General features: G+C 62.7%; 14 protein-coding genes. 3 read left to right on the forward strand and 11 right to left on the reverse strand.

Annotated features, from left to right (window positions below):
* Positions 1–74: 74 nt before the first annotated feature.
* From thrC to ffh, 9 genes are all read right to left on the reverse strand, one after another.
* Entirely contained in the window at positions 75–1,484 is a 1,410-nt protein-coding gene (gene thrC, locus PPA02S_RS09345; protein WP_028634850.1) for a threonine synthase, read from the reverse strand.
* A 260-nt stretch (positions 1,485–1,744) separates the two neighbouring features.
* The gene (locus PPA02S_RS09350; RefSeq protein WP_028634849.1) at positions 1,745–3,049 is read right to left on the reverse strand and encodes a homoserine dehydrogenase; all 1,305 of its coding nucleotides are present in this window, start codon (positions 3,047–3,049) and stop codon (positions 1,745–1,747) included.
* A gap of 83 nt (positions 3,050–3,132) precedes the next feature.
* Positions 3,133–3,876, reverse strand: coding sequence for a thioredoxin fold domain-containing protein (locus PPA02S_RS09355; protein WP_028634848.1), 744 nt, complete (start codon positions 3,874–3,876; stop codon positions 3,133–3,135).
* A gap of 153 nt (positions 3,877–4,029) precedes the next feature.
* Entirely contained in the window at positions 4,030–4,926 is an 897-nt protein-coding gene (gene xerD, locus PPA02S_RS09360) for a site-specific tyrosine recombinase XerD (RefSeq protein ID WP_028634847.1), read from the reverse strand.
* Between the two features lie 164 nt (positions 4,927–5,090).
* The gene (rplS, locus tag PPA02S_RS09365; protein WP_003252148.1) at positions 5,091–5,441 is read right to left on the reverse strand and encodes a 50S ribosomal protein L19; all 351 of its coding nucleotides are present in this window, start codon (positions 5,439–5,441) and stop codon (positions 5,091–5,093) included.
* 42 nt (positions 5,442–5,483) lie between these two features.
* Positions 5,484–6,236, reverse strand: coding sequence for a tRNA (guanosine(37)-N1)-methyltransferase TrmD (gene trmD, locus PPA02S_RS09370; RefSeq protein WP_028634846.1), 753 nt, complete (start codon positions 6,234–6,236; stop codon positions 5,484–5,486).
* Between the two features lie 3 nt (positions 6,237–6,239).
* Entirely contained in the window at positions 6,240–6,776 is a 537-nt protein-coding gene (gene rimM, locus PPA02S_RS09375) for a ribosome maturation factor RimM (RefSeq protein ID WP_028634845.1), read from the reverse strand.
* A gap of 5 nt (positions 6,777–6,781) precedes the next feature.
* A complete protein-coding gene (gene rpsP, locus PPA02S_RS09380; RefSeq protein ID WP_008094480.1) occupies positions 6,782–7,033 on the reverse strand; it encodes a 30S ribosomal protein S16 in 252 nt (83 codons plus the stop codon).
* A 249-nt stretch (positions 7,034–7,282) separates the two neighbouring features.
* Complete coding sequence (gene ffh, locus PPA02S_RS09385) at positions 7,283–8,659, reverse strand: signal recognition particle protein (protein WP_028634844.1); 1,377 nt, start codon at positions 8,657–8,659, stop codon at positions 7,283–7,285.
* A gap of 432 nt (positions 8,660–9,091) precedes the next feature.
* On the opposite strand from ffh, the gene PPA02S_RS09390 reads away from it, so the two are divergent.
* The 3 genes from PPA02S_RS09390 (at position 9,092) to PPA02S_RS09400 (ending at position 12,679) form a co-directional block, all read left to right on the forward strand.
* The gene (locus PPA02S_RS09390; protein ID WP_028634843.1) at positions 9,092–9,901 is read left to right on the forward strand and encodes a cytochrome C assembly family protein; all 810 of its coding nucleotides are present in this window, start codon (positions 9,092–9,094) and stop codon (positions 9,899–9,901) included.
* A 9-nt stretch (positions 9,902–9,910) separates the two neighbouring features.
* A complete protein-coding gene (locus PPA02S_RS09395) occupies positions 9,911–11,113 on the forward strand; it encodes a transporter associated domain-containing protein (protein WP_028634842.1) in 1,203 nt (400 codons plus the stop codon).
* Between the two features lie 264 nt (positions 11,114–11,377).
* The gene (locus PPA02S_RS09400; RefSeq protein WP_028634841.1) at positions 11,378–12,679 is read left to right on the forward strand and encodes an MFS transporter; all 1,302 of its coding nucleotides are present in this window, start codon (positions 11,378–11,380) and stop codon (positions 12,677–12,679) included.
* A 42-nt stretch (positions 12,680–12,721) separates the two neighbouring features.
* On the opposite strand, the gene purT is transcribed toward PPA02S_RS09400, so the two are convergent.
* A complete protein-coding gene (purT, locus tag PPA02S_RS09405; RefSeq protein WP_028634840.1) occupies positions 12,722–13,903 on the reverse strand; it encodes a formate-dependent phosphoribosylglycinamide formyltransferase in 1,182 nt (393 codons plus the stop codon).
* 76 nt (positions 13,904–13,979) lie between these two features.
* Entirely contained in the window at positions 13,980–14,447 is a 468-nt protein-coding gene (locus PPA02S_RS09410; protein WP_028634839.1) for a VUT family protein, read from the reverse strand.
* Between the last annotated feature and the right edge of the window lie 183 nt (positions 14,448–14,630).

Below are 14,630 nucleotides of genomic sequence, written 5' to 3' on the forward strand. Positions count from 1 at the left end.
TAGGACGCGTCTGAAACCACCCCAGGAAATACCTGAGGCTTCGGGGCTGACTGGCAGCCCCGATGCGCCGAGGGTTACAACGGCTTGCCGCGGTTGCCGTGCTGGCTGACGAAGGCCTGGACAGCCTTCAGGTCATTGGCCAGTACCGTGCAGCGCTCCTCGCGGCTGAACAGGTCGCTGAGGTGCACCGGCAGCTCCAGCGCCTTGCCGACGCCGGCCTGCTCGACAGCCTCGGGGAATTTGACCGGGTGCGCCGTGCCCAGCACCACCATCGGCGTATCCAGGCTGCGACGGCACTCGCGGCCCGCTTTCACACCAATGGCCGTGTGTGGGTCAAGCACTTCGCCGGTGCTGGCGAATACATCGGCGATGGTCTGGCAGGTCTGCTCGTCGGTCACGGCCAGCGAATCGAACAGCTTGCGCGCTTCGGTCCAGCGGTCCTGTTCCACGCTGAAACCGCCACCCTGCCTGAAGTTGGCCATCAGTTCGGCAATCGCTGCCCCGTTGCGACCGTGCAGGTCGAACAGCAGGCGCTCGAAGTTGGACGAAACCATGATGTCCATCGACGGCGACAGCGTGGCGTGCAGGGTTTCCTTGACGTACTGGTTGCCGCTCATGAAGCGGTGCAGGATGTCGTTGCGGTTGGTAGCCACCACCAGTTGGCTGATCGGCAGGCCCATGTTGCGTGCCAGGTAACCCGCGAAGATGTCGCCGAAGTTGCCGGTGGGCACAGAGAACGCGACCGAACGCGCCGGGCCGCCAAGTTGCAGGGCTGCATGGAAGTAGTAGACGATCTGGGCCATGATCCGCGCCCAGTTGATCGAGTTCACAGCCACCAGGCGGGTGCCCTTGAGGAACGACTGGTCGGCGAAGCTTGCCTTGACCATTTCCTGGCAGTCGTCGAAGTTGCCTTCGATGGCGATGTTGTGAATGTTTTCGCCAAAGATGGTGGTCATCTGCCGACGTTGCACTTCGGACACACGCTGGTGCGGGTGCAGGATGAAGATGTCGACGTTGTCGCAACGACGGCAGCCTTCGATGGCCGCAGACCCGGTATCGCCACTGGTGGCGCCGATGATCACCACACGCTCGTTGCGCTTGGCCAGCACATGATCGAGCAGGCGGCCAAGCAGTTGCAGGGCGAAGTCCTTGAACGCCAGGGTGGGGCCGTGGAACAACTCCAGCACCCACTCGTTGCTGTTCAGCTGGCGCAGTGGCGCCACGGCAGCGTGAGCGAACTCACCGTAGGTCTCCTCGAGGATTTTCTTGAAGTCGGCGTCGGCGATGCTGCCCTGGACGAATGGGCGCATTACGCGGAAGGCCAGTTCGTGGTACGGCAGGCCGGCCCAGGAAGCGATTTCTTCCTGGGTGAAACGTGGCAGGTTCTCTGGCACGTACAAGCCGCCGTCGGTGGCGAGGCCTGCGAGCAGCACGTCTTCGAAGTTGAGGGCCGGTGCCTGGCCACGGGTACTGATATAGCGCATGGGGCAAACCTTTGGTTTGAGCGGCAAGTTGTGAGCTGCAAGCTGCAAGAACAAGCCGACCGGCGTTGCTTTTGCGCTGTGCTTCTCACCGTTGCCGCAAATCTACTCTGACGAGCGGCAAGCTGTGAGCCGCAAGCTACAAGACAAGCCGACCGGCGTTGCTCTCTAGCTCTGCTTCTCACTTTTACCGCAAATGTACTCTATTGAAGCCTCAACACCGCCCTGCTTTTACTTGCAGCTTGCAGCTTGAGGCTTGCCGCTTAGTTGAGCTGCTCGACGCGGATACGTACCACGTTACCGACGACGTCCTGGAGCGCCTCCAGGGCGACAATGGCGTCGTTGATGCGCTGCTCGACCACACCGTGTGTCAGCAGGATCATCGGCACCAGGCCGTCCTGCTCCTCAGCTTCCTTCTGCATGATCGACTCGATGTTGATGCCACGCTCCGAGAGGATGCTGGCCACCTGGGCCAGTACGCCCGGGTGGTCCTTGGCCTGGATACGCAAGTAGTAGGCGCTCTTGCAGGCTTCGATCGGCAGGATCGGGTGGGCCGACAGCGAATCTGGCTGGAAGGCCAGGTGCGGCACGCGGTTTTCCGGGTCGGACGTCATGGCACGCACCACGTCCACCAGGTCGCCGACCACCGACGAAGCAGTCGGCTCCATGCCGGCGCCGGCGCCGTAGTAGAGGGTGGACCCGGCAGCATCACCGTTCACCATCACGGCGTTCATCACACCATTGACGTTGGCGATCAGGCGGTCGGCCGGGATCAGCGTGGGGTGCACGCGCAGCTCGATGCCTTCTGCAGTGCGGCGCGCCATGCCCAGGTGCTTGATGCGGTAGCCCAAGGCTTCGGCATAGTTCACGTCGGCAGTGGTCAACTGGGTGATGCCTTCGGTGTAGGCCTTGTCGAACTGCAGCGGAATGCCGAACGCGATGGACGCCAGGATGGTCAGCTTGTGCGCGGCGTCGATCCCTTCCACATCGAAAGTGGGGTCGGCTTCGGCATAACCCAGGGCCTGGGCTTCGGCCAGCACGTCGGGGAAGGCGCGGCCTTTCTCACGCATTTCGGTGAGGATGAAGTTGCCAGTGCCGTTGATGATACCGGCCAGCCAGTTGATGCGGTTGGCCGACAGGCCTTCGCGGATGGCCTTGATCACCGGGATGCCACCCGCCACGGCAGCCTCGAAGGCCACGATCACACCGTTCTCGCGGGCCTTGGCGAAGATTTCGTTGCCATGTACAGCAATCAGCGCCTTGTTGGCGGTGACCACGTGCTTGCCGTTCTCGATGGCCTTGAGCACCAGGTCACGGGCCACGGTGTAGCCGCCGATCAGTTCGATGACAATGTCGATCTCCGGGTTGCAGGCAACTTCGAACACGTCAGCGGTAATGGGGGTACCGGTAATCTGGCAGTTCGGGTTCTGCGAGCGCATGGCAATCTGTGCCACTTCAATACCGCGCCCGGCACGGCGGGCAATCTCCTCGGCGTTGCGCTGAAGTACATTGAAGGTTCCGCCACCGACGGTCCCCAACCCACAGATGCCTACTTTGACCGGTTTCACTGTGAACTCCCCATAGAACGGTCGACACCCTTGCCGACCGTGAAACATGCCGTCACCCCATGACGACGGCGCATTGAACTGAATTACTTGGCCAGTGCCAGCTTGGCCACTTGCGGTGCCGGCTGGTAGCCCGGAATGACCTGCCCGCTCTCGAGCACGATGGCTGGCGTGCCATTGACACCGATCGACTGGCCCAGCTGGAACTGCTTGCTGACCGGGTTGGCGCACTTGGCCGCCTTGATTTCCTTGCCTTCCACCATCTTGTCCATGGCCGCACGACGGTCACTGGAACACCACACGGCCTGCAGTTGCTGGTCGCCTGGCGAATTCAGCCCCTGACGCGGGAACGCCACATAGCGTACCTCAATGCCGCGGCGGTTCAGCTCGGGCACCTCGGCGTGCAGCTTGTGGCAGTACGGGCAGGTGGTGTCGGTGAACACGGTGATGTGCGATTTGGTTTCGCCCTTGGCGGGGTAAACCACCATCTCGGCGGCCGGGATGCCATTGATGAGCTTGGCAATGCCCATGCGCTCGGTTTTCTCGGTCAGGTTGACCGGCTTACCGTCCTGGATCTGGAACAGATAGCCCTGCATCACGAACTGGCCATCGGCGCTGGCATACAGCACACGGCCACCCTGCAGCTTGACTTCATACAGGCCACTGAGCGGGCTGCTGGCAACGCTTTCTACAGGCACTTCCAATTCAAGGTTTTGCAACGACTTGCGAATAGCCTGCTCGGCACCGGCATTGCTGTCGGTGGCCGCAGCAGCGGCGAAGGTGCTGGCCAGCGCCATCGCGGCGGCGGCGAAAAACTGGGTCACGCGCATGGGAACTCCTGAGGGCGGACAGGGACCGGAGGGCGTCACCTGCGGGAAAACGCGGTGACCGTGCGGTCCTTGGTGCAAACCGGCCAAGCCTACCACATCACGCCCCTGTTTAAGGGCCCTGCAGGGTGCCAGCCAGCGGAACATGAAAAACATTCATCCACGGGGGTGGTGCTGGGCATGTAGCTGCTGAAGGCGTGCCTTGGCCACGTGGGTGTAGATCTGGGTGGTGGACAGGTCGCTGTGGCCCAGCAGCATCTGTACCACACGCAGGTCGGCACCGTGGTTGAGCAGGTGGGTGGCAAACGCGTGGCGCAGGGTATGGGGCGACAGCGGCTTGTCGATCCCGGCCACCCGAGCATGGTGCTTGATACGGTGCCAGAAGGTCTGGCGAGTCATCTGCTCACCGCGCAGGCTTGGGAAAAGCACATCGCTGGGCCGGCCATTGAGCAGCTCGCCGCGGCCATCGCGCAGGTAGCGCTCAAGCCACACCACCGCCTCCTCACCCATGGGCACCAGGCGCTCCTTGTTGCCCTTGCCCATCACCCGCAGCACACCCTGGCGGAGGTTTATCTGGTCCAGGGCCAGGCTGATCAGTTCGGTCACACGCAGGCCACAGGCATACAGCACCTCAAGCATGGCCCGGTCGCGCTGGCCGATGGCCTCCCCCAGGTCGGGGGCCTGCAGCAGGGCCTCGACATCTGCCTCGGACAGAGACTTGGGCAACGGCCTGCCCAGCTGTGGCATGTCCACCTGCAGCGTCGGGTCCACGGCCACTTGCTTCTCCCGCAGCAAATACCGGTAAAAGCCACGCAGGCCAGACAGAAAGCGTGCAGTGGAGCGCGGCTTGTAGCCTTGATCCAGGCGCCAGGCCAGGTGGTCGAGAATCAGTTCGCGCCCAGCGTCGGGCAGGCTGATGCCACGCTCCTGCAGCCAGCCGTTGAACAGTGCCAGATCGCTTCGGTAGGAAACCCGGGTGTTATCAGAGAGGCCTTTTTCCAGCCACAGGGCATCGAGAAACGCGTCGATCAGGGGGTGGTCCAGGGCGGGCATTCGGGGGCTGCTGGGTTACAAAGAAGGGGCTAGTGTTTCACAGCGGCTGGCGGGTTGTCTTCACCCGTCGATGCAGGGAGCCAACAGGATTACAAAAAGCAAAAAAGCAGCCCGAAGGCTGCTTTTTTCTCGCTAGGCGGCGTTTGCCACCGGGCAAACTGTACTCAGGACAGTTTTTCCTTGATGCGAGCGGCTTTGCCGGACAGGTCGCGCAGGTAGTACAGCTTGGCTTTACGCACGTCACCACGACGTTTCACGGCCAGGCTGTCGATTTGCGGGCTGTAGGTCTGGAAAGTACGCTCAACACCCACACCGCTGGAGATCTTGCGCACGGTGAAGGCGCTGTTCAGGCCGCGGTTGCGCTTGGCGATAACAACGCCTTCGAACGCCTGCAGACGGGAACGCTCACCTTCCTTCACTTTAACCTGGACGACAACGGTGTCGCCTGGTGCGAAGGTCGGGATTTCCTTGCTCATCTGCTCTGCTTCGAGCTGCTGGATGATCTTGTTGGTCATGCTGTGCTCCTAAGATGGATACGCGATCCACCATCGATACGTTTAACTATCGTCCCGCTCGCGGAGGTATTCCTCGAGCAGCTTCTTCTCTTCTCCAGAAAGTGAGCGACTTTCCAGAAGATCGGCGCGTCGTTCGAAGGTCCTACCAAGGGACTGCTTCATTCTCCAACGCCGGATGTGTGCATGGTTGCCACTTAGCAACACGTCGGGAACACGCTGATCCGCATACACCTCAGGCCGGGTGTAGTGCGGGCAATCCAGCAGACCGTCGGTGAAAGAATCTTCCTCCGCCGAGTCCACATGCCCTAAAGCTCCGGGCAGCAGCCGTGTAACCGCATCGATCAGTACCATGGCCGGCAGCTCGCCACCGGAAAGCACATAGTCGCCAATCGACCACTCCTCATCGACATGAGCCTCGATAAAGCGCTCGTCAATGCCTTCATAACGACCGGCGATCAGGATCAACGATTCCTGTTCGGCCAGGCCTTTGACCGCCTGCTGAGTCAGCTTGCGGCCTTGTGGCGAGAGGTAGATCACCTTCGCCGCTGCTCCGGTTGCCTGCCTGGCGTTGACCAGTGCATCTTCCAGAGGCTTGATTTTCATCACCATGCCTGGACCACCGCCAAATGGCCGATCATCTACCGTATGGTGACGATCTGTGGTGTAGTCCCGCGGGTTCCAGCAAGTCACCTGAAGCAACCCCTGTTTCACCGCGCGGCTGGTAATGCCGTACTCCGTGATGGCCGAGAACATCTCGGGGAACAACGTGATGACGTCTACGCGAAGGTTACCCATCGTCTAGAAGTCCGCATCCCATTCAACCCGCATCACGCCTGCTTCCAGGTCGACGTTGAGCACGCATTGCGCCGTATAGGGCAACAGACGCTCGCGATCATCCAGGCTGCCTGCGCAGGGTTTGACCACCATTACATCGTTCGCACCGGTCTCCAACAGGTGATCGACCGTACCGAACAGCTGTTCGTCCTGGTTGATGACCTTCAGACCTACCAACTGGTACCAGTAGTACTCGTCGGCAGCCAGGTTGGGCAAAAGGCTCCGCGCAATGCAGATTTCGTAACCGCTCAGAAGACGGGCTTCATCACGATCATCGAGGCCTTTGAGCTTCACGACCAGGCCCTTTTGGGAGCCACGACCGCTGACCAGCTCGACCTGCTTTACCTTGCCTTCGTGCCGAAGCGTCCAGCCGGGATAATCCAACAGGTTTTCAATCGGATCGGTAAAGGAGTACACCTTCACCTCGCCGCGAACGCCGTGAACCGAAAAAATCTTGCCAACGACGATGAGGTCGTCAGCCTTTTCTGGCGTCGCGTTCATACTGCTCAGGCGGCAGCCTTGGCAGCGTCCTTCAGCAGCTGAGCAACGCGCTCAGACGGCTGTGCGCCCTGGCTCAGCCAGTAGGTGACGCGCTCTTGGTTGACCGACAGCTTGACTTCGGCGCCCGATGCGATCGGGTTGAAGAAGCCAACGCGCTCAACGAAACGGCCGTCACGGGCGTTACGCGAGTTGGTCACGGTCAGGTGGTAGAAAGGGCGCTTTTTCGAGCCGCCACGGGCCAGACGAATGGTTACCATGTGAACATCGTTCCTATAGTCGGTGCTGCAGTTTGTACTGCAAATCTGAATGCCAAATAGGCACACGGGTGCCCAAAAGGCCGCATATTCTCAGGGAATACACGGACATTTGCAAATGCCTTTTTCGGCCTGGCCTTGCCACGCCGTCCGGATTTGCCGTTATAAGCCGCGCCTTGCGCGGCCGTTGCCCCCGCCACGGCGGGGGTTCTGGGCGCCTGCCCGATGAGGGGCAGGCGCTCTGAACAGGGTTTACAGCTTCGGCATGCCGCCGCCTGGCAGCATGCCGCCCAGGCCGCGCATCATCTTGGCCATACCGCCCTTGGCGGAAAATTTCTTCATCATCTTCTGCATTTGCTTGTGCTGCTTGATCAGGCGGCCGATGTCTTGCACCTGGGTGCCGGAACCCAGCGCGATGCGGCGCTTGCGCGAACCACTGATCAGGTCGGGGTCACGACGCTCGGCAGGGGTCATGGAGTTGATGATCGCCTCCATCTGCTTGAACTGCTTCTCGGCCGCCCCTTGAGCACCGCCCATCTGCGACAGGTTGACGCCACCGATGCTCGGCAGCTTGTCCATCAGGCCACCCAGGCCGCCCATGTTCTTCATCTGTTGCAGCTGGTCGCGGAAGTCTTCGAGGTCGAAGCCCTTGCCCTTCTTCAGCTTCTTGGCCAGCTTGTCGGCCTTGGCCTTGTCGATGGTCTGTTCGGCCTGCTCGATCAGGCTGAGCACGTCGCCCATGCCGAGGATGCGCGACGCCACACGGTCTGGGTGGAACGGTTCGAGCGCTTCGCTCTTCTCGCCCATACCGATGAACTTGATCGGCTTGCCGGTGATGGCGCGCACCGACAGCGCCGCACCACCGCGGGCATCGCCGTCCACCTTGGTCAGCACAACACCGGTCAGCGGCAGTGCTTCGCCGAAGGCCTTGGCGGTGTTGGCGGCGTCCTGGCCGGTCATGGCGTCGACCACGAACAGGGTCTCGATCGGCTTCACTGCAGCGTGCAGGGCCTTGATCTCGTCCATCATGTCGGCGTCGATGTGCAGGCGGCCGGCGGTATCGACGATGACCACGTCGATGAACTTCAGCTTGGCTTCACGGATGGCCGCTTCGGCGATGGCCACCGGCTTCTGGCTGATATCAGAGGGGAAGAAGGTAACCCCGATGTCATTGGCCAGGGTTTCGAGCTGCTTGATCGCTGCCGGGCGGTAAACGTCGGCCGAGACCACCATCACGCTCTTCTTCTTGCGCTCCTTGAGGAAGCGCGCCAGCTTGCCGGCGGTGGTGGTCTTGCCCGCGCCCTGCAGGCCAGCCATGAGCACCACGGCGGGCGGGGCCGCATTGAGCGCGAGGTCTTCGTTGGCCGCGCCCATCAGGCTTTCGAGTTCAGCCTGAACGATCTTGACGAAGGCCTGGCCCGGGGTGAGGCTACGCGACACCTCGGTGCCGACCGCGCGCTCCTTGACGCTGTTGACGAAATCCTTCACCACCGGCAGGGCAACGTCGGCCTCGAGCAGGGCCATGCGCACTTCGCGCAGCGTGTCCTTGATGTTGTCTTCGGTCAGCTTGGCCTTGCCGGTAACATGGCGCAGCGTCTGTGACAGGCGGTCGGTCAGGTTTTCGAACATGGTGATCCTTTCAGGCCCAGTAGAAGCCGAGGTTTGTCAGGCGCCGGGGAGCAAATACAGACCCGCCAGGCGCAGCAAGGCGGCGATTATAGCGAAGTGCAGCGCCGCCGCACACCTCGGCTTCCGAGCGGCAAGCCACAAGCTGCAAGCTGCAAGCCACAAGCTGCAAGCTGCAAGCTGCAAGCTGCAAGCTGCAAGCAAGAGCCGATGCGCGTGAGGGCTGCTTTTTCTTGCAGCTTGTAGCTCAAAGCTTGCCGCTCGCCCGTCTGGCTTGCGAGCCGCAAGCGATAAGCTACAAGCCACAAGAAAGAGCCGGCGCGCGTGACGGCTGCTTTTTCTTGCAGCTTGTAGCTCAAAGCTTGCAGCTCAAAGGTGCAGCTTGCAGCGCGCTATGCCAAACTCCGTCTCTTTAGGGCTCGCCAACCAGGACTTATGTTCTCCTCTCCCAGCCTCATCCCCAACCTGATCGCTGCCGTGCTGTACACCGTTGCGGCCATCTACCAGGGCTCGGCCCTGGCCAAGGGCCGCAAGGCCGACAAACGCCTGCCTGCCCTGCTGGGCACAATTGCGGTGCTCGCCCAGGGCGGCGCGCTGTTCTTCCAGCTGATCACGCCGCTGGGCCTGAGCCTGGACTTCTTCAGCGCAGCCAGCCTGATCGCAGTAGCGGTCATCGCCCTGACCTTGCTGGCCTGCATCAGCATCCCCGTGGAAAACCTCCTGGTGCTGCTGTTCCCCCTGGGGGCTGTGACCGCGCTGCTGGCGCAATTCGCGCCACCCGGCACGGTGCCGCTGATCGACGAAGAACCCGGCATTCTTGCGCACATCCTGCTGTCGATCCTGGCGTATGGGCTGTTCACCATCGCGGTGTTCCAGTCGCTGCTGCTGCTGGTGCAGGACCGTCAGCTGAAAAACAAGCACCCGTCCGGGCTGATTCGCAACTTCCCGCCCCTGCAGACCATGGAAAGCCTGCTGTTCGGCTTTCTTTGGGCAGGCTGGTGCCTGCTGTCGCTGTCGCTGATTTCTGGCTGGCTGTTCCTGGACAACCTGTTCGCTCAGCACCTGGTGCACAAGACGCTGCTGGCCTGCGTGGCCTGGGTGGTGTTCAGTGTGCTGCTGTGGGGCAGAACCCGCCTGGGCTGGCGTGGCCACAAGGCCATTCGCTGGACGCTGGCAGGTTTCTGCCTGCTGATGCTGGCCTATTTCGGCAGCAAGCTGGTCCGTGAATTCATCCTGCACATCTGACGGCCACCCATGAACATCCTGCCGTACGCACCGCTACTCGGCACTTCGGCACTGGCACTGCTGTGGTCCGCCCTGTTCACTGCCGTCGAGGCCGCCCGCACACACCCGGCAACACAGCAGGCCGAGGGGGACGGGCAGCCCGCCCTGCCCGGCCCGGCGCTGGTGTTGTGCGCCAGCCTGGGCAAGCTGCTGGTGCTCGCCCTCGCCTGCCTGATCGGCCTGCGCGAGGGCGGTGACGATGGCTTCTGGCTGGCAGGCCTGGCTGCCGCCGCTGCCCTGCTGGTGTTCGCCGAATACCTGCCGCGCCGGCTTGCCCGCCGCAACCCGCAGGCGTTCGTGAGCCTGGGTGCCAGCCTGCTGCAGATGCCACTGGCGGTGCTGCAGCCACTGGCCTGGCTACTCGATGGCTGCGCAAAGCTGTTGCTGCGCCCGTTCCGCCTGCAACCCGCCGCCGTGGCGCTGCACCCGCAGCAAGCGGCCCCCTTCGATGAAGACGACGAACACGACGCACCTCGCCGGGGCCTGCTGGACGGCATGCAGTCGCTGGACAAGATCACCGTCAACGACATCCTGGTACCGCGCAACGAGGTAGACGGCATCAACCTCGATGACCCGATCGAACGTATCAGCGAACAACTGATTGTCAGCCGTCACACCCGCCTGCCGGTCTATCACAACGATATCAACCAGGTCGAGGCGGTCCTCAATACCAAGCTGATCAGCCACCTGCTGCCCCACGGTAGCCTGACCCTGCAAGCGCTGCGTGACGCCTGCTACGAGCCGTACTTCGTCCCCGAAAGCACGCCCCTGAACCTGCAATTGCTCAACTTCCACAAGCAGCAACGACGCCTGGGCGTGGTGGTGGACGAGTACGGCGAGGTGCTGGGCATCGTCACCCTGGAAGACATCCTTGAAGAGATCGTCGGTGAGTTCGAAGACGAGCAGAGTCTGGACAACCCCCATGTGCACAAGCAGGCCGACGGCACCTGCGTGATCGACGGCGCAGCCTCCCTGCGCGAGATCAACCGCACCCTGGGTTGGCACCTGCCCTGCGATGGCGGGCCGAAAACCCTCAACGGGCTGGTCACCGAAGCGCTGGAAAGCATACCGGCCAGCGCGGTGTGCCTGAAAATCGGCCGCTACCGCCTGGAAATCCTCGAAACAGAAGACAACTGCGCCAGCAAGGTACTGGTATGGACCGTGACCCGGTAGCTATACTGCGGTCACGCTTACCCAGCCCCGCCGTCCCGCCTGCTATCCGCATCCGGTGGTTTACGGCCAAGCCGCCTGACTGACACGCCCAGCGGTTCTGCTTCAACACCCCGAACAGTGCCCGCCCCGCCCCACCCCCTGGCCCATCGTCAGTCTGGCGCAGACAACAATAAAACGCTCCGGCGCTTATCGCCCGTGCCCGTGCCAAACACACAGGCGCACGCAACGCTGATGGCGCCCGGCCAGACTGTCAGGGACTCACGCATGACTACCAGCAGCACCTATGCCCAGGCGCCCAGTGCGCCGGTCAACTCCCCCGCACGGGTGGCCACCGCAAGCTTCATCGGCACCGCCATCGAGTTCTACGATTTTTACGTCTACGCCACGGCTGCGGCCCTGGTGATCGGCCCAGTGTTCTTCCCGTCCGGCTCCGGCACGGCGCAGATGCTGGCGGCGTTTCTTACCTTCGGTATCGCTTTCCTGGCGCGGCCGTTGGGCTCGGCGCTGTTCGGCCACTTTGGCGACCGTATCGGCCGCAAGTCGACCCTGGTCGCCTCGCTGCTGCTGATGGGTGTGTCCACCACCGCCATCGGCATCTTGCCGGGCTATGACAGCATCGGCGTATGGGCGCCAATCATTCTCTGCCTGTTGCGCTTCGGGCAGGGCCTGGGCCTGGGTGGGGAATGGGGTGGTGCCGCGCTGCTGGCCACGGAAAACGCGCCGCCGGGCAAACGCGCCTGGTTCGGCATGTTCCCGCAGCTGGGGCCATCGATCGGCTTCCTGGCCGCCAATGGCCTGTTCCTGACCCTGGCCCTGGTGCTCAGCGACGAGCAGTTCCGCGAATGGGGCTGGCGCATCCCGTTCCTGCTCAGCGCCGCGCTGGTGTTGGTGGGGCTGTACGTGAGGCTGAAGCTTGAGGAGAGCCCCGTGTTTGCCAAGGCCGTGGCGCGCCATGAGCGGGTTAAAATGCCAGTGGTAGACCTGTTCTCCAAGTACTGGATGCCCACCTTGCTGGGCGCTGCGGCCATGGTGGTGTGCTACGCGCTGTTCTACATTTCGACCGTGTTCTCGCTGAGCTACGGCGTCACCACCCTGGGCTACAGCCGCGAAACCTTCCTGGGCCTGTTGTGCTTCGCCGTGGTGTTCATGGCCCTGGCCACACCGCTGTCGGCATGGCTCAGCGACCGCTACGGGCGCAAGCCGGTGCTGATTGTCGGTGGCTTGCTGGCCGTGGCATCCGGTTTTGCCATGGAACCGCTGCTGACCTCCGGCTCCACCGCCGGGGTGGCGCTGTTCCTGGCCATCGAGCTGTTCCTGATGGGGGTCACCTTCGCGCCCATGGGGGCTTTGCTGCCGGAACTGTTCCCCACCCACGTGCGCTACACCGGTGCTTCGGCAGCCTACAACCTGGGCGGTATCGTCGGCGCCTCGGCAGCACCGTTCTTCGCCCAGAAACTGGTCAGCATGGGCGGTTTGAGCTGGGTGGGGGGGTATGTGTCGGCCGCAGCAGTGATCAGCCTGATCGCCGTGCTGTGCCTGAAAGAAACCCGCGACAGCGAGCTGTAAGCGCAGGGCTGCAAGGGGCATAAGCCCCTTGCAGCTACCTGCTCAGAACTCGACCTTGACTGCCTGGGAGGCGCGGGTTGCCTTGGCCCGGGCCGCTTCGACCGACTCGTCGCGCGCCAGGCATACGCCCATGCGGCGTGTACCGTTGATTTCCGGCTTGCCGAACAAGCGGATCGCGGTGTCCGGCTCGCTCAGTGCGGCGCCCAGGTTGGCGAAGCTAGTTTGCTGGGACTGCCCCTCGGGCAGGATCACCGCCGAGGCAGACGGCCCGAACTGGCGCACCACCGGGATCGGCAAGCCGAGAATGGCACGGGCATGCAGGGCGAACTGCGACAAGTCCTGTGAAATCAGCGTGACCAGGCCGGTGTCGTGAGGGCGTGGCGACACCTCACTGAACCACACCTGGTCGCCTTTCACGAACAGCTCCACGCCAAACAGGCCGCGCCCGCCCAGGGCATCGGTGACCGCCTTGGCCACCCGCTGCGACTCTGCAAGTGCCTTGGGGCTCATGGCCTGCGGCTGCCAGGACTCCTGATAGTCGCCCTTCTCCTGGCGATGGCCCACCGGTTCCAGGAAGGTAGTGCCGCCCACGTGCCGCACGGTCAGCAGGGTGATTTCGTAGTCGAAGTCGATGAAGCCTTCCACGATCACGCGCCCCTTGCCAGCACGGCCGCCCTCCTGGGCATAGGCCCATGAAGCCTGCAGGTCGGCGTCGCTGCGCAGCAGGCTCTGGCCCTTGCCCGACGAGCTCATCACCGGCTTGACCACGCAGGGGTACCCCACGTCGGCCACGGCCTCGGCGTAGGCTTCGAAGGTGTCGGCGAAGTGGTAGGGCGAGGTTGGCAGGTCCAGGTCTTCTGCGGCCAGGCGGCGGATGCCTTCGCGGTTCATGGTCAGCTGGGTGGCACGGGCGGTGGGCACCACGTTGAAGCCTTCATTTTCCAGCTCGACCAGGGTAGCGGTGGCGATGGCCTCGATTTCCGGAACGATGTAGTGCGGCTTCTCGGCCTCGATCACCGCACGCAGGGCCACGCCATCGAGCATGTTGACCACGTGGCTGCGGTGGGCCACCTGCATGGCCGGGGCATTGGCGTAGCGATCGACGGCGATCACTTCCACGCCCAGGCGCTGAAGCTCGATCACCACTTCCTTGCCCAGTTCGCCACAGCCGCACAGCAGTACACGGGTCGCGGTAGGCGACAAGGGGGTTCCGATACGGGTCATTTCAGGTCCTCGCAGGCATCCGGGGCCACGCCATGCCAGGCGCCACCCGCTGAAAAAGGACCGATATTCTACACCATCAGCCCGCCACAGCGGCCCGCCGGGCGCGAAATGCCATGGCCAACCACACCGCCGTGACCCCGGCGAACTTGGATGCCATGGCCGTACCGACCACAGCCGGGGTGAGCGCCCCGATCATGCCGAAGAAGATGAACGTGTCCACCGGGATGCTCAGCGCCGAGCTCAGCCACAGGCGATCGCGCAGGGGCCGGCGGGTGACACTGAACACCAGCCAGTCGATCAGCTCGGAAACGAAGAACGCCGTCGCGCTGGCCAGCGCGATGGCCGGCTCGGACGTAGCGTACGACAGTACCAGTGCGGCCAGCATGGCCAGTAGCGCACCATGGCCGAAGCGGGTCTGCACCATGTCGCGCAGGATGAACACCAGCCCGCCCCAGGCAGACCAGATGACGTCCAGGTTCGGGGCGCTGGAAAAGGCATAGTTGATCAGCACGACGCTGCTGATGTAGGCGATCAGATAAAGCATGGCGAGTCATCGGTGGGCAAGCCGCACAGATTACCGCTGGCTTGTTCGCGGGTAAACCCGCTCCCACAGGGAATATGGTTTGCTTATTGAGTCACCGCCCGCGCGGTAGCGCAGTACGGATTAGTTGATTAAAAATCCTGTGGAATTAACTGTCTGCCAAATTTCTTAACGCTGGCATCTATC

This window comes from Pseudomonas parafulva NBRC 16636 = DSM 17004 (genome assembly GCF_000730645.1).
GTDB classification, from domain to species: Bacteria; Pseudomonadota; Gammaproteobacteria; order Pseudomonadales; family Pseudomonadaceae; genus Aquipseudomonas; species Aquipseudomonas parafulva.